This window comes from Vibrio sp. 2433-A1, assembly GCF_056726085.1.
The window spans coordinates 14,132-33,529 of the sequence record NZ_JBRESC010000005.1 but is presented as its reverse complement, the minus strand read 5'-3'; the positions used below and the strand labels follow the sequence as shown (position 1 = coordinate 33,529).

The following is a 19,398-nucleotide window of genomic DNA, read 5'->3' as shown; positions in this document are numbered from 1 at the left end:
TTTAAAGGAAGTTGAATATGATCATCAAACCTAGAATTCGCGGATTTATCTGTACTACTACGCATCCAGTAGGCTGTGAAGCTAACGTAAAAGAACAAATTGCTTACACAAAAGCACAAGGCCCAATCAAAGACGCACCTAAGCGTGTACTTGTTGTGGGTGCATCAAGTGGCTACGGTCTATCATCTCGTATCGCTGCGGCATTTGGTGGCGGTGCTTCAACCATCGGTGTTTTCTTCGAAAAAGAAGGCACAGAGAAAAAACCAGGTACAGCGGGTTTCTACAACTCTGTCGCATTTGAAAAGCTAGCTCGTGCAGAAGGTCTATACGCAAAAAGCCTAAATGGCGACGCGTTCTCTAACGAAGCGAAACAGAAAACTATCGACCTTATCAAAGAAGACCTAGGTCAGATTGATATGGTGGTTTACTCACTAGCGTCTCCAGTACGTAAAATGCCAGAAACAGGTGAAGTGATTCGTTCTTCACTGAAACCAATCGGCGATACGTACACATCTACAGCGGTAGACACAAACAAAGACGTTATCATTGAAGCAAGCGTTGAGCCAGCTACTGAAGAAGAGATCAAAGACACTGTTACTGTAATGGGCGGTGAAGATTGGGAACTGTGGATCAATGCGCTATCTGAAGCGGGTGTTCTAGCTGACGGTTGTAAGACGGTAGCATACAGCTACATCGGCACTGAGCTTACTTGGCCAATCTACTGGGATGGTGCGCTAGGTAAAGCTAAGATGGACCTAGATCGCGCAGCGACTGCTCTTAACGATAAGCTTTCTGCAACTGGCGGTACGGCTAACGTAGCGGTACTTAAGTCTGTTGTGACTCAAGCTTCTTCTGCTATTCCTGTAATGCCACTGTACATTGCAATGGTATTTAAGAAGATGCGTGAAGAAGGCGTTCACGAAGGTTGTATGGAACAGATCTTCCGTATGTTCAGCCAGCGTCTATACAAAGAAGATGGTTCTGCGCCTGAAGTGGATGATAAGAACCGTCTACGTCTAGATGACTGGGAACTGCGTGACGACATCCAAGAGCATTGTCGCAACCTATGGCCACAGATCACATCTGAAAACCTAAAAGAGCTAACTGACTACGTTGAGTACAAAGAAGAGTTCTTGAAGCTATTCGGCTTCGGTGTTGAAGGTGTTGATTACGACGCTGATGTAAACCCAGACTATAAAGCAGACTTCGTTGCTATCTAATTGAAAGCATAAATTTTAAAATAAAATCCGGCGCCTAGGCGCCGGATTTTTTGTTTACGCTATACCGAAATGTTGCGACCTTAGTCTGAGATAGAAGTGTCATTCCATAGAGCGACGCAGGAGAGAGTAGGGAATCTTCATCAGTTTTCTACTCGCTGTAAGAGATCCCCAACTCGTTCGTCCCTCACTCTTGAGGATGACTAATGCTTAATATAAAAAGCAAAAATGCTGGCCTTTATCGGCTTTGCGTTATCTATTACTTAAACGTTGACCAAATTGGCGCGTGGTCAGACGGTTTCTCGATACCGCGTAGTTCGTAATCGACATCGGACTCAATACACTTCTCTGCCAGTTTTGGCGTCGCAAGTACTACGTCAATACGTAGACCTCGGTTATCTGGGAAGCCCTTTGAGCGGTAGTCAAACCACGAGAAACGATTGTTCACATCAGGGTGGATTTGACGGAAGGTATCGACAAAACCCCAATCCAGCAGCGTTTTCAGCCATTCACGCTCTTCCGGTTGGAAAGAACACTTACCTGTCTTCAACCAACGCTTACGGTTAGGTTCACCGATACCAATATCGGCATCAATCGGGCTGATGTTGATATCCCCCATTACAATCAACTGCTCATCGTTGCTGTGATGATCGTTTAGGTAGGTCATTAGATCTGAATAGAACTGACGCTTATAAGGGAACTTAGTTTCATGACTGATGTTATCGCCTTGTGGGAAGTAGCCATTTAGGACGGTCACTTTCTCACCGTTATCATCTTCAAGGGTCACCATGATCATACGTTTTTGATGATCTTCGTTATCGGTAGGGAATCCTTTTTGAACAGAGATAGGCTCTTTCTTACATAGCATCGCCACGCCGTAATGCGCTTTCTGACCATGAAAATAGACTTTATAACCCATTGCCTCAACATCTTCGAGTGGGAAGGCTTCGTCGTGAACTTTGATTTCTTGTAGACCAATCACATCTGGCTGATGCTTATCAATGACAGCTTGAAGTTGGTGAAGGCGGGCTCGAAGGCCATTTATATTGAAAGAAATTACTTTCATCTCTGTTCCTTAGCTATGATTGCTTTATTTTTATTAGCGCAATACTAGCATCAAAGTTCAGCGGTCGCGAAAGAGAAATAGTCCATCGTTATTGTTAACAATTATTTAATATTTCGATTGATATCTAACTCATTTGTGGTGTAATTGATAACCACTTTTATTGACTAAAAGTCTGAAATCACCGAGTTTGCTAAAAGGATGTAATATGCGAACGTTATCTGTGCAGTGGAAAATCACACTCCTTGCGGGCGCATGCCTGCTTATCACCTCCCTGTCGTTAATCGGTTTCTCGGTTTACAACGCGATTTCTAATCAGCAACAAATCAAACAACAAAGTTCAGCATCGGTTATCGATAAGTCTGAGCAAATTGTTGAAACTCGCGCGTTACTTAGTGCGACTGAAGTGACCGAGTATCTCAATGAAGCTTTATACCGAGCTGAAATGTTGGCATCGAGCGCCATGTTCCAAAAGAATCTCAGTGAAGAGAATTTTGGCGACAGTGAAGAGCTTCGAATTGCGCTTGATGAAATGGTACGCCGAGCAGTATTAGACTTCGAGAGTATCGAAGGTGCGTATTTAGTGTTTAAGCCAGATATGCTGGATGGTGAAGACAACAACTATGTTGATGCAGAGTATGTAGGCTCGAATGATAAAGGGCGCTTTTCACCTTATTGGATGACGGCAGAAAATGGCGAAAACATCATTTCGAACGTTATCTCAGAAGCAAGCCTATCAGATGCAGTCAACAGTGAACGATTCTATTGCCCACTTGCGTCGGGTGATACGTGTGTGACAACGCCACGTGTTATTACTCACGATGGGGAAACCTTCCTGACGAGTTCTATTTCTGTACCGCTGATGGTCGAAGGGACAGCGATTGGTTTCTTAGGTATCGATCTTAGACTAAACCCGTTAGCGAGCATTGTTGCCAATTCTGATAAAGAGTTATTTTCGGGTAGCGGGGCAATTAACTTGATCAGCTTAGATGGGACACTGATCGCAAGTGACGATACATCGCAGCAAGTTGGTCAGCCTTTTAGCAGTAACATCATCTCTAACGATCAATTGACGGATCTGCTTTTTGGTCAAGAAGTGAAAACTCAATGGAGCGAAGATGATGCGTGGTTGAGTGTCTTTGCGCCAATTGTGGTAGCAAATCAGACTTGGGGTGTACTATTTGATATGCCACGTTCGAGCGTTTTATCTGATGCCGAAGAACTCGACGCAATTATCAGCCAACAAGTTGAGTCAAGTGTTCAAACTGAGCTTGTTGCTGGTGTTGCTCTGGTTTTGTTCGGGTTAGCGACGATTGCCTTTGCGGCTTCTCGCTTGGTTAAGCCTATCCGTGAAGTGGCTGCTCGCTTAGAAGATATTGCATCTGGTGAAGGCGACTTAACCCAGCGACTAGACATTAAATCCCAAGATGAGATCGGTCAGCTATCAATAGGTTTTAATAAGTTCTTAGATAAACTTCAATCAATCATTAGCGATGTTGTCGAAACCACGCTGCAAATAGGTACAACGACTCAGCAATCCAGAGTGGCGGCCCAGCAAACGAGAAGCAGTAGCGATGCGCAATTTAAAGAGGTCGATTTGGTTGCAACCGCATCTGAAGAGATGACTCAAACTGCAAGCCTTGTGGTGCAAAACGCGGAAGTGGCAGTCAGAGCTGCGGAAAAAGCTAATGAAGTGGCGGCGAGTGGACAGAGCGTGATTGAGCAGTCTCAAGCTGAAATGATTCGACTAGTGGATCGTATGACTGCGGCGGTACCAGTGGTTGAAGAGTTGGCGTCCAACAATGCTAATATCACTGAAATTCTTTCGGTCATAGAGGGGATTTCGGAGCAGACTAACTTACTTGCTTTGAATGCGGCGATTGAAGCAGCTAGGGCCGGTGAGCAAGGACGTGGATTTGCTGTGGTTGCTGATGAGGTGCGTAACTTAGCCAGTCGGACTCAGGAATCTGTGGGTGAAATTCGTCAAGTGATTGAGAACGTGCAAAATGGTACGCGAGATGTTGTTCAGGCAATACAAGATGGTAATGACTTGGCCAATGACTCGGCAGCTCAGGTCCAAAATGCCGCGGCAGAGCTAAGTCAGATCTTCGAGGCGATTGCGTCAATCAACGATATGAACTCGCAGATCGTGAAAGCCGCAGAAGAGCAGCAATCTGTTTCCGCGGAAGTTAATCAGAATGTGAGTAATATTCGTGATTTGAGTGCTCAGATCTTAACCCAAGCGGAAGAATCTGAGATGGTCAGTTCGCAGATTGGTGAGCTCTCTTCTAAGCAGCAATCACTCGTAGAGCAGTTTAAAGTCTAACTTTGTGAGTTAAGCTACCCTAATACAACAAGGGCTTCGAAATATCGAAGCCCTTGTTTGTTTTTAATGAGTGAGGCAACTTAATCGAAATACCAGTAGCCTTTATTGACAAGCTTAGTAAGTAGAGCGATAGATTCACTAACCTCAGAGTTATCGCAACAGTCGATTGCCACTGCATCTTGGTCACACAAAGCTTGCGCCAATTTTGCATTTGGGACATCGAAGGTTTCCCCATTAATGTAAATAGTGCTTAGTTGACCTTGATGATACAGCGCTCGCAGCCCAGATACTTTTCTTAGCATCCCACCTGAACGTAAATATTCGCTCACTTCAACGCTGCACAGTTCCTCTTCTGGCTCGACAATATCAAGCTGGTGGCGAGACTGGCTCAGCATCGCGCCCATAAACGCTTGAATGTCTTTCTCGGAGTTCAGTGCCGCTTTTAGCATATCGGTAAGCTTGGTAAGATCTTGATTGAGTAACTCGCCATTGTTCGTTTGTGTTGACTGTTCTGGGTTATGCAGGTGAACGTCACCAATATCATGAGCCAGTACGTAATCGGCAAAGTTACTCAGTAATTCTTGTTCTTTTGGTGAACGAAAACCAATTGAGTAACTCATGCTAGGTTCTAGCGTGTTACCTTCATGAGGAAAACCTGGTGGAATGTAAAGAATGTCCCCAGGCTCGAGTACCTCATCAATAATAGGCTCAAAGCCTTCAATTTGTCTTAACGCGCCCGCTTGAATGGACTCTTTGTATTGCCCTTTATCGATGTCGCCAACTCGCCAGCGACGCTTACCGCTACCTTGGATAATAAATACATCATATTGATCGATGTGCGGGCCGACGCCACCTTCAGGGGCAGAAAAGCAAACCATTAGATCGTCAAATAACCATTGAGGCAGTTGTTTAAATGCGTCAACCAATTCAGCAGAGCCTAAATGCCAGTGGTTACAGGCTTGGACAATTAGCTGCCAGTGGGATTCGTCCAACGATTCGAAGTGAGATTCTGGCAGTGGACCATGAGTCGCTGACCACTGATTGTGTTTATTCGAAATAAAGCGTGAGTCGATCTCTTCTTCCATCGCCAAGCCCGCAAGCTCGTCTGGTGAAATCGGGTCAATAAAGTCAGTAAATCCAGCTTTGATTACGGTTGGCTTTTTGTGCCAATGTTCAGCCAGAAAAGCGTTCATATCAAAACTTAGTTGGTACATGGCTGCTCCAGCTTGCGCTCTAGATCAGACTGAACAATTTTTAATGCTTCAAGCGCGACTTTAGGATCGACTTCGTTGCTTTCGAATAGATAAATAAGGTCAACGGCGAGTTTGATCTCGTCAGGTGCTTGATCTAAGCCTGAGTTAGATGAAGACATTATTGGTTTCTCTCTCGGTAGGTGATCTGCTTTTCAATTTTAAGCTTGGCTTCTTGGCAGCGCTTGAGACGTTGCTCTGTGGTAAGAAGATCTTGTTGAGCAGCTTGCTGCTGAAATGGCGGAGCGTATTGCAGAGCTAACTCTTTATCGCGAACCATTTCCATTAAGCGGCGCTCCCAATCTTGGTGTTGGGACAAGTGTTGATAAAGCTCGTTAATCGGCTTTTGAAAGTAGCTTTTATGCTTAGGTTCGTTTTTGCGAATCTTGGTCGTCGCTAGCTCGCGTTGTATCGCACTGACCTGGGCGAAAAGACGCTCAGTGAGATATTCCGCGCGCATGGCTGTAAGCTTGCCTGCTTCTTCTTCTCTGATGATCGATTGTAGAGTCGATTGGGTCTCTTTCACACATGGGACCAACAGTTTCGCTTTACACTGGAAAAGTCTCTCGTCAAAAAGTGCAAGGTGATGCTCGCCTCGCTGTCTGTCGAGGCTAGCTGCTTGAACTGCGAGCTCTTCTAGAGTTGATTTTAGCTGGTGTATTTTGCTCATGGTCGACGCCTTACAAATTTACAAACCATGCTTCATAAGCAAGTTTGACCGCGAGAATGCTGACTACAGTAACAAAGACAGGGCGAATGAACTTAGCGCCAAACTTGATTGCTGAGTGAGCCCCGACAAATGCCCCAGCCATTAAGCAAACTCCCATCGTTAAGCCTAGTACCCAATCAATGTGGCCTAAAATGGCAAAGGTAACTAAAGAAGTAAAGTTACTGGTAAAGTTCATTGCCTTAGCAAGGCCAGATGCTAACAAGATGTTAAGTCGGTATAGTGCCATTGAACTTACGGTCCAAAATGCGCCGGTTCCTGGCCCCGCAACACCATCATAAAAGCCAAGGGTTAATCCTTGGGCGTATTGCTTTTTCTTAAATGTCGGACATGGATCTGGTGTTTCGTTGTTTACCTGACTCGGCGTTTTATGCCAAATGGTGTAGATAGCGGCAGCGAGAATCACGAGTGGCAAAATCTTTTCTAGCCACTCAGTGCTGATTAAGTCGACAAACAAGGTACCTAAAATCGCCCCAGTTAAAGTGGCTACAAAAGCACGCCCCCAACACTCAGGTTTAAACAATTTCTTGCGATAATAGGTGAATGCCGCCGTTGATGAGGCAAAGGTAGCTGCAAGTTTGTTTGTACCTAAGGCAATATGCGGCGGTAGGCCTAATGACAATAGGGTAGGGACGGTGAGCATTCCGCCACCTCCTGCTACCGCATCGATAAATCCAGCAAGAAAGGCGACAAGTGCCAACACCAACAACATGGTTGGCTCTAAAAATTCCATATAATGATTCTTCTTATATCTAGGGCGAAGATTATTCTATTACTCGTTTAAAAGGCGGTAGTGAGTCGAGTAGAGCACTACCATAGCGCTTGGTCACCACGCGGCGATCAAGGATGATGACTTTACCAGAATCTCGTTCTTTACGCAGCAAACGCCCCACCGACTGAATCAGCTTTTTGCTCGCTTCCGGGACCGTGATCTGCATGAAAGGGTTGCCGCCTCGATTTTCGATATACTCGGCGTGAGCTCTCTCAACCGGCGATGTTGGAACGGCGAAAGGAATTTTGGTTACGATGAGATTCTCAAGCAGTTCACCTGGCAAGTCGAGTCCTTCAGAAAAGCTACCCGTTCCAAAAAGAATGCTGGTTTTCTGGCACTGAACAAGGGTTTTATGTTTTTTTAGGATCTCTGAGCGAGATTCTTGCCCTTGAACTTGTAATGCCCAGCCGTTTTTAACGAAATCTGTTGAAAGCGCTTCCGCAACTTGATTCATCTGCCAATAGGATGAGAATAAAACTAAGTTGGCCTTCTTGTCTTCAATTAGGTTAGGCAATCTTTCAATAAGATATTCCGTAAACTGCGGTGCTTGCGGTTCGTACTTCATTTTTGGCACATGCAGCTCAGCTTGGTTTTGATAGTCAAATGGGGAAGCGAGCGCTAAGAAGCGTACACCATCATCGGGCTTTTCACTGATCCCAGCTTGGCGACAGAAAAAGCTGAATGAATTTAATGCTCTCATTGTTGCCGAAGTAAGCACGGCTCCAACGCAGCGACTCCAAAGTTGTTGGTCTAGTTGCCAGCCCACCTCAAGTGGTGAGACATTGACGATAAAGTCACCTTCTCGCTCTGGGTTAACTTCAAGCCAACGTGCTAGAGGGGCGCCTTTCTCTCGCGTCGGTTCTGCCATTAGATTCCAGACTTGTGCAAGGTTATCCATACGTTGGATATAAAAGCCAAGCTCAGCCAAAGCAGGTTCAGCCAGCCTGTTTGCTAGCTCTCCATCTTTAACTCGTTCTGCTATTAAGTCCGCAACTTTTGCGACCGCTTGAGCGCCTTTTTGTGACAGCTTCTTGAGTTCTTTTGACTCTTCTTCAAGCCAACTCGGTAGTTCACCGTTTTCGAATCGATAGATGTTCTCTTCAAAATGAGCTGGGTCAAACCGAGTCGCTAATTGAGATAAAGAGGGAATCAACTGCTGTACTGAGTCTTGCAACTCATTGCGAAAACGAGAGACACGCTTTTCATCTGCCATGTTGGCAAACTTAGTTACAGATTGGTTGAGTCGCTCTAACCAAGTTGCGGCCCCTTTTAAGCTTGCGGCTGCTGATGAGTGGTCACGCGCTACATGAGGCAGGTGATGCGCTTCATCAAAAACATAAATCGTATTCTCTGGCTCTGGCAGTATAACGCCACCGCCAAGGTCAGCGTCTGCCATCACTAGGCTATGGTTAGCAATGATGACGTCGGTTTTATCTAGTTCTGAGCGCGCTTTTTGAAACGGACAGTCGCGATGTGCTGGCATGCTGTTATTGCAGCTATGTTTGTCGCTGACAATGAGTTGCCATATTTCATCTTTGATAGGTTTGGGCCAGGAGTCGCGGTCACCATCCCACTTACCTTGAGCAAGGGACTTATACATAGTTTCAAGTAACTCAAGGTCTTTTTTCTTGGGTTTAGTTTCAAACATCGCCAGCTGTCCACCATCAACACCGCTCGCAGAGGCAAGTTTTTCAGCGCAGCAATAACGCTGACGTCCTTTTGCTAATATAAAAGAGAACTCGCGATCCGTTAGCCTTCTATATAGAGGGAGATCTTTATTGACCAACTGTTCCTGCAGAGCAACCGTCGCAGTCGAGATAACCACTTTGCGATTGTTGAGCACAGCAACCGGGATGACACCCATTAAATAGGAAAGAGATTTACCAATTCCGGTCCCTGCTTCAGCCACAATCATGCGATTTGATTTGTGATATTCGCCACAAAGTGTCTTGGCGATTTCCGCAACGAGATAATTTTGTGCTCGACGAGGTACAAAGTTTTCTAGCTGAGATTGGAGGTTTTGATAACTATGGCGGATAGAGTGCTGGATTTTACTGGTAATCATACTGTGACCTATATGGCGAGTCACGCATCATAGCACACTTTGCTAAACACCACTCAGTTCACGAAATAGAATCCTTAATCACAAAATGTGGATCTTGTTCACAAAAAAAAACTGAACCTTCAAGCACTTACAATTAATTCTAAATTCAAAAAATATATCTCGCTACAATTGGGTATCTTGTAGTTATAAGTTCTTATAATTATGTTTATTAACGATACTTGTGGTTGTTTATTCTGATTTGATGTTTTCGGATTAACTTAAGCAAGGACGCCAAAATGTTATGAAGTCGCTCGAAATTTGGTCATGAAATAATGTAAGATACTGATAAATAATGATATTGTTATTTCTTTCCAAATCTCTTTAGAAAATTTGACACGCCGAATAATCTTTTGCAATCTAGACCTCGAAATTTAGTGGCGGTGATATCTAGCCCACAGAGGCAAGAATCATCATCAAAAAACATAAAGGGAACCGGATAAGGATTTCCCATTCTATAGAAAAGGCAGTGGATTATTATGAAAAAGACTCTAGTAGCTCTTTCAGTTTTAGCAGCAGCAACATCAGCTCAAGCAGCTGAGATTTACAATACAGACGGTTCTTCTCTGGAAGTGACAGGTCGTGCTTTTGCTATCGTTGAAACCAAAAAGACAGAAGCAACTGGTACTGATACAGATGTACACGCTTACGATTCTCGTCTAGGTTTTAATGTTCGTCATCAAGTAACTGAAGGCGTAGCAGCGGTTGGTAAATTTGAATTCCAACTTAAAGAAGATAATGAGTTTGCTCTAGAAAATCGTGATGTTTACGCTGGCCTAGATTTTACTGATATTGCAACAGTAACATTCGGTCGCCAAGCAACCTCTTTTGATGACCTAGCATACCGCGGTGGTTTCGATGAATACTACGGTTACTCTCAAGATCTAGCAGATAAAGGTCGAGCAAATGGTCTTGTTAAAGTAACAACAGCTAACCTAAATGGTCTAGTAGCTTCTCTATCTTACCAATTCAAGGAAGCAGAGAAAGGTAAAGATGTAACTGGTCTTACTGCTGCTGCATCTTATGATACTGATTTCGGCCTAGGCTTATCTGCGGGCTTGTATGATTACAAACAATCTGGCAATAAAGATCACGCGACTGGCTACAACGTTGGTGCAAGTTACGCATTTGGTGATGCTAAAGTCGGCGCTGACTTCGCTACTGAAGATAGATTTGATAAGTCATCAGCTGATGCATACCGCTTAGGTGGTGAATACAATCTAGACGCATACCGTCTATACGCTGGTTACGGTGCGGTAGCAGCTAAAGATGATAGCGGTGTTAAGAGTGATTCTGATGGTTTCTACGCTGGTGTAGCTTACGCATTCGGCGCAAACACAACACTATTCGTTGAAGGTGCTAGCTACGACAAAGAAGGTAAGGCAAGTGACGAAGATATGCTAGCTTTAGGTATCAACGTAAACTTCTAATAAGTAGTTAATAAAGTTATATTAAGAGTCGCCTTTAGGCGACTCTTTTTTTAGTTTTATCTAAAGTGTCAATATTTGAAGGTATAATTATGAAGTTTTTATTAATTATAGTTACAGTGTTAGTTTCATTTTCAACATTAGCTAATAACTTAGAAGTTACATCGGGTGTTGAAGTATTAGCTGTAAATGGGCTTAAGGTAAAAGCTAGCGATTCTTACAAAATAAATAAAGGCTTCAACCAACTAGTCGTTCGTATGTCAAAACGAATAACGAATGGTAGTAACAGAAAACTTTTTATTTCTAAGCCTTATATCATCACATTTACTACGAATAGCAATGTTCTAATCGAGCCTCCTAAGGTTTTGAATTACTCAGATGCTGAACAAAAATTTCGTCATGATCCAAAGTGGCAAATTTCCCAAAATAATACTCCTTTAGTTTATGAGTCTAATTTTCTTCCTGGGAAAGAGGGTTTCATGCCTTATTTACAGTTAGAAGAACTTATTTCTGAATACAATGATGTAAACGGCATTGTATTGTCAGCAGATATTGATACGCCAGCAGGTAAACTGAAAAAAGCTGAAAAAGTAAGAAATGAAGAAGTCGTTAAGCAATTAAAGTTGTGGTACAGCAAAGCAGATAAGTCTCAAAGAGATGAATTTCGTCGTTGGTCTGCTCAGCAAGACTGATATATCTCTAATAGAGATACGGCTTCCAAACGGAAGCCTTTTGTATTCGTTGCGTGCCTTATTGGAAGCAAGTGGGATCTTGTAATGCGATTTCGATAGCGCCCACTAATTTCTCTACATGCTCTGATTCGCTAATAAATGGTGGCATCATATAAATCAGCTTACCAAATGGGCGAATCCATACCCCTTGCTCAACAAAACGGGCTTGAATCGCTTCCATATTAACGGGCGTTTTAGCTTCTACTACACCAATGGCACCTAACCAGCGAACATCTTCAACTAAGTCATGTAGCTTTAACTTTGGCAGTAATTCTGCAAATAATGCTTCAATCTGTGATGTTTGCTGTTTCCACTGATTCGTTTCTAATAGTTCCATACTTGCAGTTGCTACCGCACAAGCGAGTGGGTTGCCCATAAAGGTTGGCCCATGCATAAAACAGCCGGCTTCTCCGCCACAGACAGTATGCGCGACTTCGCTTGATGACAGCGTAGCTGATAGTGTCATATAGCCACCTGTTAGAGCCTTACCTACGCAAAGAATATCAGGTTGAATGTCTGCATGTTCGCAGGCAAACATTTTTCCGGTACGGCCAAATCCGGTGGCAATTTCATCTAAGATCAATAGAACGCCAAACTGATCACACAGATCTCTTACACCTTTGAGGAAACTAGGATGGTAGATACGCATACCGCCTGCGCCTTGAACGATAGGCTCTAAGATCACCGCTGCGATCTCTTGATGATGTTGGTTTAGCTTTTGTTTGAAATCATCAAGATCAGAATCATCCCACTCTTGCCAGTAACCAGTTTTAGGTGATTGGGCAAAGATATGCTCGGGAAGAAAACCTTTGTATAAAGAGTGCATTGAGTTGTCAGGATCAGTGACCGACATCGCCGCAAAGGTGTCGCCGTGGTAACCATCTCTTAAGGTAAGAAATTTCGGCCTTGATTGCCCTTTGGCATGCCAGTATTGCAAGGCCATCTTTAAACTTACTTCTACAGCGACCGAGCCTGAATCGGCCAAAAATACATGTTGAAGATTATTTGGTGCGAGTGATAGCAGCTTTTTGCATAAATTAATCGCAGGTTCGTGCGTAATACCACCAAACATTACATGAGACATCTTATCGATTTGGCTGTGAGCGGCTTGGTTAAGGTGCAGGTGATTATAGCCATGAATCGCTGACCACCATGAGGACATACCATCAACAAGCTGTTTGCCATCTTCTAATTCAAGCATTACTCCCTGAGCAGAGCTTACTGGATAGCAGGTCAGAGGTGTCAATGTCGATGTGTAAGGATGCCATATATGACGGCGATCGAAAGCGAGATCCATGTTCAATTCCTAAAATTAAAATGGTCAACTAATAACCATATGTAAACTTTTAATTTTTTGTTGTGTTGACAGTCTACATTGTGTCAGTAGACTAGCCAAGTAATCAAACCAACAATAAATGAAAGGAAAGCACGTGGAAGTACGTCACAACTGGACTGTTGCCGAAGTTCGAGAGCTTATGGAGAAACCATTTATGGATCTTCTGTTCGAAGCGCAAATGGTTCATCGTCAATACCAGCAACACAACCATGTACAAGTGAGTACGTTACTCTCCATCAAAACCGGTGCTTGTCCTGAGGATTGTAAATATTGCCCTCAGAGCGCACGTTACACCACCGACATTGAAAAAGAGCGCTTAATGGAAGTCGAGCGTGTTCTCGATGCGGCACAAAAGGCCAAAAACGCAGGTTCAACTCGCTTCTGTATGGGCGCCGCGTGGAAAAATCCAAAAGAGCGCGATATGCCGCACCTGACCGACATGATCAAAGGTGTGAAAGACATGGGCTTGGAAACATGTATGACACTCGGCATGTTGACGCCAGAGCAGGCTAGCTCTTTGGCAGACGCTGGTTTGGATTACTACAACCATAACTTAGATACGTCGCCAGAATTCTATGGCAGCATTATTACCACGCGTACTTACCAAGACCGACTAGATACCTTATCTCACGTTAGAGACGCAGGTATGAAGATCTGTTCTGGCGGTATCATTGGCATGGGCGAAAGCACCAATGATCGCGCTGGATTGTTTGTTGAATTGGCCAACTTACCAACTCACCCTGAAAGTGTGCCAATTAATATGCTTGTTAAAGTGAAAGGTACGCCACTTGAAGAGGTGGATGATGTTGAACCGTTCGACTTCATTCGTCTGATCGCCGTTGCTCGTATCATGATGCCAATGTCCGCTGTTCGACTTTCTGCTGGCCGTGAAGATATGAATGAGCAGATGCAGGCGTTGTGTTTTATGGCAGGTGCAAACTCGGTTTTTTACGGTTGCAAGCTACTAACCACGCCAAACCCATCTGAAGATAAAGATATGCAGTTATTTAATAAGTTGGGTATCAACAGCCAAGAAGTTTCCCAAAAACCTGACGAGATAGAAGAAAATGATCTGCTTGACCGTGTAATAGAGCGCGTCGTAGCAAGACCAGCGAAAGATGACCTGTTCTACGATGCCAGCGTTTAATACTCGTATCCAGCAAGCCCTTGCCCAAAGACGTGAGCAAGGGCTTAGTCGCTCAATTCGTATTATTGATGACGGTAACTCAGCTCAGTTGAAAAACGACACCGCTGAATATATCAATTTCTCTAGTAACGACTATCTTGGGTTGGCATCTGATAAGACTTTGACCAACGCATGGCAGAAAGGGTTAGACAAGTATGGTAATGGCAGTGGGGCTTCGCCACTTGTCATCGGCTTCTCATCGGCTCATCAGCACTTTGAAGAGACGCTTTGTGACTGGCTTGGCTTCGATCGCGCGATACTATTTAGTTCCGGGTTTTCTGCAAACCAAGCGTTGCTTTTTTCTTTGCTTGAAAAAGACGATCTATTACTGCAAGACAAGCTTAATCATGCTTCGCTGATGGAAGCGGGAATGCTCTCTCCAGCAATGATGAAACGGTTCCGTCACAACGACGTTAATCATTTAGCCAGTTTGATGACTGACAATGCCTTGGTGGTGACTGAAGGCGTATTTAGCATGGATGGGGATCTGGCTCCGCTTGCCGATATTAACTCTGTCACTGAAGGCAAAGGCTGGCTCGCAGTGGATGATGCGCACGGTATTGGCGTATTGGGTAAGCGAGGGCAGGGAAGTTGCGCTGTCGCTGGCATTCAGCCAGAAATTTTGGTGGTAACGTTTGGTAAGGCGTTTGGTCTATCTGGCGCCGCCATTATGTGTAGCGAACAAGTCGGAGACTACCTGACACAGTTTGCCCGTCATCACGTTTACTCGACTGCAATACCACCTTCTCAAGCGGTTGCTTTGTCTCACGCGGCTTCAATGATTCAAACGCAGCAATGGCGTAGGGACAAGTTGGCAGAGCTTAGTGAGTACTATCACCATCTACTTTCCGATATTGAAGGCTACCAAACGACGGATACACCTATTAAGCCCTTCATTATTGGCAGTGCGGATAAAGCCGTTGCAGTAGCGGAGCAATTAAAATCAGCAGGCATTTGGTTGACAGCAATTCGTCCTCCTACTGTACCAAACGGTAGTGCTAGGCTAAGGATTACGCTTACTGCGGAGCACCAATTTCACCATATAGATAAGTTAGCTGAACAGCTAAAGCAAGCGGTAAAGGGTGAGTAAATGGAACAAGCGATATTGATGGACCCACCTGCTGAGGTTAATAAAGAGGCCATTGCGGAAGCGTTTGGTCGTGCGGCAACAAGTTACGATAAACATGCTGCCTTTCAACGTGATGTCGGTGAGCGCCTACTAGCCAAAATGCCGCTGAATCTAACAGGTAAAACTGTACTGGATGTGGGCTGTGGCACCGGTTATTTTTCTTTAGAACTACTAAAACGCGGCGCGCATGTTATCTGTTTGGATTTGTCTGAGCAGATGCTTGAAGCGGCCCATATGCGTTGCGGAAGTGATGGTGTGACCTATCGACAGGGTGATGCAGAGCAACTCCCGTTTGAGAACAATAGCGTTGACTATGTATTTTCAAGTTTGGCACTTCAGTGGTGTTTGGATTTGTCAGTGCCACTGCGTGAGATAAAGCGCGTGCTTAAATCGCAAGGCCGAGCTTATCTTTCCACTTTGCTAGACGGGTCACTCGATGAGCTTAAACAATCGTGGGCCAAAATTGATTCATATCAACACGTCAATGAGTTTATCTCAATCAATCAGGTAAAAATTGCGTTAGCGCAATCTGATTGCCATGAGCATCAACTAGACTTGGCGGCCATTACGGTGTGGTACGACACTGCTTTTGCTCTGATGCGCGATTTAAAGGGCATTGGTGCAACGCATGTCGATGGTAGGGCAAACGGCCTTACCAGTCGAAGAGCTTTAATACGAGTAGAGCAAGAGTATCAAGCCTATCGAAATCATCAGGGTCTTCTACCTGCAACATATCAGGTCTGTTTAGGGGTTATTCATCTATGATTGATGCATTTTTTATTGCGGGTACGGATACCGATGTTGGAAAAACAGTTGCTTCGAAAGCGATATTAAACGCGTTAGCAGAGCAAGGTTTAAAGACAATTGGCTACAAGCCAGTTGCCGCTGGCAGTGATAAGACTGTCGAAGGTTTTAGAAATTCAGACGCGCTCTATTTACAGAAAGCGGCTACAGTCGACGTTGCGTATGACGATGTCAATCCATATGCATTAGAGCTGCCAGCGTCACCGCATATTGCCGCAGTGCGCGAGAATGTCGAAATTGAGTACTCAATCCTGAGTGACAAACTGGCGCAGCATAAGCAAAACTCTGACATTGTGTTAGTGGAAGGTGCTGGCGGTTGGCGAGTACCTGTTTCAAGTACAGACTGCCTATCAAGTTGGGTTCAACAAGAAAAGCTACCAGTGGTGCTTGTTGTTGGTATCAAATTGGGCTGTCTGAGCCATGCTATGTTGACGTTGGATGCAATTAAAGCCGATGGACTTGAGGTGATTGGATGGGTCGCAAACCGAGTCAATCCGGGAACTGAGCATTACGCAGAGATTATCGAAATGCTTGAGCAGAAAATTGATGCGCCGAAGGTTGGCGAGATTCCTTACGTACCTTCGGTGAAGCGTCAGGGGCTCGCGAAATACATAGACGTTTCTCCGCTCCTAAATAGAGACAAGTAAAAAGTAAAACGGCTGCCAAATGGGCAGCCGTTTTTAATAAATTGTGCAAATTACTTGTCGTGGTTAAGACCCATCAGCGCAGATTGCGTTTCAATGATTCGCTTTTGCGTTTTATCTTCCGAAGAAATACCTAACTGCTTTTTCGCTTCTTCTTCAGAAAGCCCTAAGTGACAGCACAACAGATCAATAGCCATTTGATAGTCGTTAGTTTCAACCATGATTCGCTTCCTTTGTTCCATGGATTCTCTTATCTACCCTAAATCTAGCATGTCTGAATTGTTCGGCAATACTACCAAAGTCTAACTCCGTCTCTTTGAGTGTTAGGCTGGAATAAGTTTGCGCGAATGGAATTGATTAGTTTGATAAAAATAATGAATATAGAAATCAAATGTTTCAATTTGCTGCTTAACCTTGTAATTAAAAGGAATAAACTATATCTATAGGGTTAAGAACAAGCTAGAGAGCAAATCTCTAGCAATAATAAAATGCTTCCGTTTTTTGGAGAAAAGTAATGAAGCGAGTAATGTTATTTCTTGCAACCAACTTAGCTGTTGTTCTGGTACTAAGCGTTGTGCTGAATATTGTTTACGCAACGACAGGCATGCAACCAGGTAGCTTGTCAGGTTTGTTAGTCATGGCTGCTGTGTTTGGTTTTGGTGGTTCATTTATCTCTTTGATGATGTCAAAGGGGATGGCACTGCGTTCTGTGGGCGGTATGGTTATTGAAAGCCCACGCAATGAAACTGAGCATTGGCTACTAGAGACGGTTCGCCGTCAATCAGAGCAAGTTGGTATTGGTATGCCAACCGTTGCTATTTATGACTCAGCGGATATCAACGCGTTTGCGACCGGTGCTAAGCGTAATGACTCTCTTGTCGCTGTATCGACGGGTCTACTACACAATATGACACGTGATGAAGCAGAGGCGGTTCTAGCGCATGAAGTGAGTCATATCGCCAATGGTGACATGGTAACCATGACATTAATGCAAGGTGTGGTGAACACGTTTGTTATCTTCCTATCGCGTTCTATCGCCAACATCGTTTCGTCAAACAGTGACGAGGAAGAAGGTGGTAGCAACATGATGGTTTACTTTGGTGTCAGTATGGTACTTGAGTTGGTGTTCGGCTTCCTAGCAAGCTTTATCACCATGTGGTACAGCCGCCATCGCGAGTTTCATGCTGATGCTGGTGCGGCACAGCTAGTAGGTAAGCATAAGATGATTGCCGCGTTAGAGCGTTTAAAAATGAGTCAGGAATCCCAGCTAGAGGGTTCAATGATGGCGTTTGGTATTAATGGCAAGCAGTCACTGACTGAGCTATTAATGAGCCACCCACCGTTAGATAAGCGTATTACCGCACTACGTAATTCGTAACAAATTTTCACTATTTTATTGAAAAGGCTTGGTTTATAACCAAGCCTTTTTTGATCTATTCTTTTATTAGCTTCGTACAAAATCTAAAAATTGGAAGTTACAGAAATGGGCATGAGCTTGCTTATTGCTAAGTTAACGCTGAGGGAGAATAGATGGATGTTCAAACAGTAGGGCAGTTATACCAACAGCTGAATAAAACCAACTTGCACATTCTTTCAGATGTTTACCACCAAGAGGTAATATTTGAAGATGCGGCGCATAGATTGGAAGGTTGGCCTGCACTAGAAAATTATTTTGAAACCTTGTATGCCAACGTTAAGCGGTGCGACTTTGAAATTCAGGATCACCAGCAATCGGGTGATACGGGATTTTTGACTTGGGTAATGTGCCTAGAACACCCGAAACTTTCTAAGGGTAATGTCATCTACGTAAATGGGGTCAGTCACTTAAAGTTCAGCCAAGGTAGGGTCATTTACCATCGTGATTATTTCGACTTAGGTGAGATGTTGTATGAGAACTTACCGCTGCTTGGCTCGGTTATAAAAACAATCAAGCAGAGGCTAGGCCAATGAATGGCGTTTTGATCACCGGTGCCACATCAGGGATAGGTCTCCAATTAGCTAAGGATTATGCGTCATCGGGTGTCGCGGTGATAGCGTGTGGTCGTAACCAATCGGTTCTTCAACAACTTTCTTCGGATTACCCTAATCTAACTTCGATTATCTTTGATCTGACTGACCTAGAGCAGACGAACAATGCGCTTAATTCTCTTCCGTTCATCCCACAATTATGGATTTTCAACGCCGGTGATTGTGAGTACATGGAAGACGGTATGGTAGATGCCAGTTTGATGAAACGGGTATTCGACATTAATGTTATTGGCCTGTCCAATGTGATTCAAGCGAGTCAAGAGTATTATCAAGCCGGTCACCAAATTGGCATTGTTGGTTCTATCGCCAGTGAGGTAGCTTTGCCTAGAGCGGAGGCTTATGGCGCTTCCAAAGCCGCAGTCAGTTATCTTGCGCGTACATTACAGGTCGATTTAAAACCCAAGAATATTGATGTGTCTGTTATTTATCCGGGTTTCGTCAAAACGCCACTTACAGATAAAAACACCTTTGAGATGCCGATGCTGATATCCGTAGAGCGCGCGTCTCGTGAAATTCGTCAGGGTCTTGCAAAGAAGCAGGCTCATATTTACTTCCCGAAAAAATTCACCTCCCTACTAAGAGTCATCGGTTTACTGCCTTATCGTTGGCAAAATGCCATCACATCCAAGTTCTTAGTTCAGGGTTAGAGGAGTTTTC

The 19,398-nt window shown here is 44.2% G+C and carries 19 protein-coding genes; 11 read left to right on the top strand and 8 right to left on the bottom strand.

Annotation, left to right across the window (positions count from 1 at the left end; translation table 11 throughout):
- The first annotated feature begins 17 nt into the window (after positions 1-17).
- The gene (gene fabV / locus ACU01J_RS06610) at positions 18-1,220 is read left to right on the top strand and encodes an enoyl-ACP reductase FabV (RefSeq protein ID WP_481084955.1); all 1,203 of its coding nucleotides are present in this window, start codon (positions 18-20) and stop codon (positions 1,218-1,220) included.
- Positions 1,221-1,476: 256 nt separating this feature from the next.
- Here fabV and xthA read toward each other — a convergent pair whose 3' ends face one another.
- The gene (gene xthA / locus ACU01J_RS06605; protein ID WP_481084954.1) at positions 1,477-2,283 is read right to left on the bottom strand and encodes an exodeoxyribonuclease III; all 807 of its coding nucleotides are present in this window, start codon (positions 2,281-2,283) and stop codon (positions 1,477-1,479) included.
- Positions 2,284-2,488: 205 nt separating this feature from the next.
- Here xthA and ACU01J_RS06600 point away from each other — a divergent pair, with 205 nt between their 5' ends.
- Complete coding sequence (locus ACU01J_RS06600) at positions 2,489-4,606, top strand: methyl-accepting chemotaxis protein (protein WP_481084953.1); 2,118 nt, start codon at positions 2,489-2,491, stop codon at positions 4,604-4,606.
- A gap of 80 nt (positions 4,607-4,686) precedes the next feature.
- On the opposite strand, the gene ACU01J_RS06595 is transcribed toward ACU01J_RS06600, so the two are convergent.
- The 5 genes from ACU01J_RS06595 to dinG are packed head-to-tail and all read right to left on the bottom strand — an operon-like array spanning position 4,687 to position 9,420.
- Positions 4,687-5,820, bottom strand: coding sequence for a ribosomal protein uL16 3-hydroxylase (locus ACU01J_RS06595; RefSeq protein WP_481084952.1), 1,134 nt, complete (start codon positions 5,818-5,820; stop codon positions 4,687-4,689).
- Positions 5,808-5,978, bottom strand: a complete 171-nt coding sequence (gene rsmS / locus ACU01J_RS06590; RefSeq protein WP_134834404.1) for a pleiotropic regulatory protein RsmS — start codon at positions 5,976-5,978, stop codon at positions 5,808-5,810. Before rsmS ends, ACU01J_RS06595 begins: the two co-directional genes overlap by 13 nt.
- Entirely contained in the window at positions 5,978-6,526 is a 549-nt protein-coding gene (locus ACU01J_RS06585; protein WP_481084951.1) for a primosomal replication protein, read from the bottom strand. Before ACU01J_RS06585 ends, rsmS begins: the two co-directional genes overlap by 1 nt.
- A gap of 10 nt (positions 6,527-6,536) precedes the next feature.
- Positions 6,537-7,316 carry a sulfite exporter TauE/SafE family protein gene (locus ACU01J_RS06580; RefSeq protein ID WP_481084950.1) on the bottom strand — a complete coding sequence of 260 codons (780 nt, stop codon included), beginning with the start codon at positions 7,314-7,316 and terminating at the stop codon, positions 6,537-6,539.
- Between the two features lie 31 nt (positions 7,317-7,347).
- Positions 7,348-9,420 (bottom strand): ATP-dependent DNA helicase DinG, encoded by a 2,073-nt coding sequence (dinG, locus tag ACU01J_RS06575; protein ID WP_481084949.1) that lies wholly within the window; start codon positions 9,418-9,420, stop codon positions 7,348-7,350.
- 515 nt (positions 9,421-9,935) lie between these two features.
- Here dinG and ACU01J_RS06570 point away from each other — a divergent pair.
- Positions 9,936-10,886, top strand: a complete 951-nt coding sequence (locus tag ACU01J_RS06570; RefSeq protein WP_481084948.1) for a porin — start codon at positions 9,936-9,938, stop codon at positions 10,884-10,886.
- 89 nt (positions 10,887-10,975) lie between these two features.
- Positions 10,976-11,575, top strand: a complete 600-nt coding sequence (locus ACU01J_RS06565; protein WP_481084947.1) for a YccT family protein — start codon at positions 10,976-10,978, stop codon at positions 11,573-11,575.
- 58 nt (positions 11,576-11,633) lie between these two features.
- On the opposite strand, the gene bioA is transcribed toward ACU01J_RS06565, so the two are convergent.
- On the bottom strand, positions 11,634-12,911 hold the full coding sequence (bioA, locus tag ACU01J_RS06560; protein ID WP_481084946.1) for an adenosylmethionine--8-amino-7-oxononanoate transaminase: 1,278 nt from the start codon (positions 12,909-12,911) through the stop codon (positions 11,634-11,636).
- A gap of 133 nt (positions 12,912-13,044) precedes the next feature.
- On the opposite strand from bioA, the gene bioB reads away from it, so the two are divergent.
- Genes bioB through bioD form a run of 4 tightly spaced genes read left to right on the top strand, consistent with a single transcriptional unit; the run spans position 13,045 to position 16,716 of the window.
- Entirely contained in the window at positions 13,045-14,097 is a 1,053-nt protein-coding gene (gene bioB / locus ACU01J_RS06555; RefSeq protein ID WP_481084945.1) for a biotin synthase BioB, read from the top strand.
- Entirely contained in the window at positions 14,084-15,226 is a 1,143-nt protein-coding gene (gene bioF / locus ACU01J_RS06550; protein ID WP_481085134.1) for an 8-amino-7-oxononanoate synthase, read from the top strand. The genes bioB and bioF overlap by 14 nt, the downstream gene beginning before the upstream one ends.
- Positions 15,227-16,030: a malonyl-ACP O-methyltransferase BioC gene (gene bioC / locus ACU01J_RS06545; RefSeq protein ID WP_481084944.1), complete on the top strand. Its 804-nt coding sequence runs from the start codon at positions 15,227-15,229 to the stop codon at positions 16,028-16,030.
- Positions 16,027-16,716: a dethiobiotin synthase gene (gene bioD, locus ACU01J_RS06540; protein ID WP_481084943.1), complete on the top strand. Its 690-nt coding sequence runs from the start codon at positions 16,027-16,029 to the stop codon at positions 16,714-16,716. The genes bioC and bioD overlap by 4 nt, the downstream gene beginning before the upstream one ends.
- A 50-nt stretch (positions 16,717-16,766) precedes the next feature.
- Here the strand turns inward: bioD and ACU01J_RS06535 are convergent, their stop codons facing one another.
- Positions 16,767-16,955 (bottom strand): hypothetical protein, encoded by a 189-nt coding sequence (locus ACU01J_RS06535; RefSeq protein ID WP_394128315.1) that lies wholly within the window; start codon positions 16,953-16,955, stop codon positions 16,767-16,769.
- Between the two features lie 272 nt (positions 16,956-17,227).
- Between ACU01J_RS06535 and htpX the strand changes: the two genes are divergently transcribed.
- The 3 genes from htpX to ACU01J_RS06520 all read left to right on the top strand — a co-directional run bounded on the left by htpX (position 17,228) and on the right by ACU01J_RS06520 (position 19,388).
- Complete coding sequence (gene htpX / locus ACU01J_RS06530; protein WP_481084942.1) at positions 17,228-18,091, top strand: protease HtpX; 864 nt, start codon at positions 17,228-17,230, stop codon at positions 18,089-18,091.
- A 152-nt stretch (positions 18,092-18,243) separates the two neighbouring features.
- Entirely contained in the window at positions 18,244-18,663 is a 420-nt protein-coding gene (locus ACU01J_RS06525) for a nuclear transport factor 2 family protein (protein WP_481084941.1), read from the top strand.
- Positions 18,660-19,388 (top strand): SDR family NAD(P)-dependent oxidoreductase, encoded by a 729-nt coding sequence (locus tag ACU01J_RS06520; protein WP_481084940.1) that lies wholly within the window; start codon positions 18,660-18,662, stop codon positions 19,386-19,388. The genes ACU01J_RS06525 and ACU01J_RS06520 overlap by 4 nt, the downstream gene beginning before the upstream one ends.
- Positions 19,389-19,398: the final 10 nt, after the last annotated feature.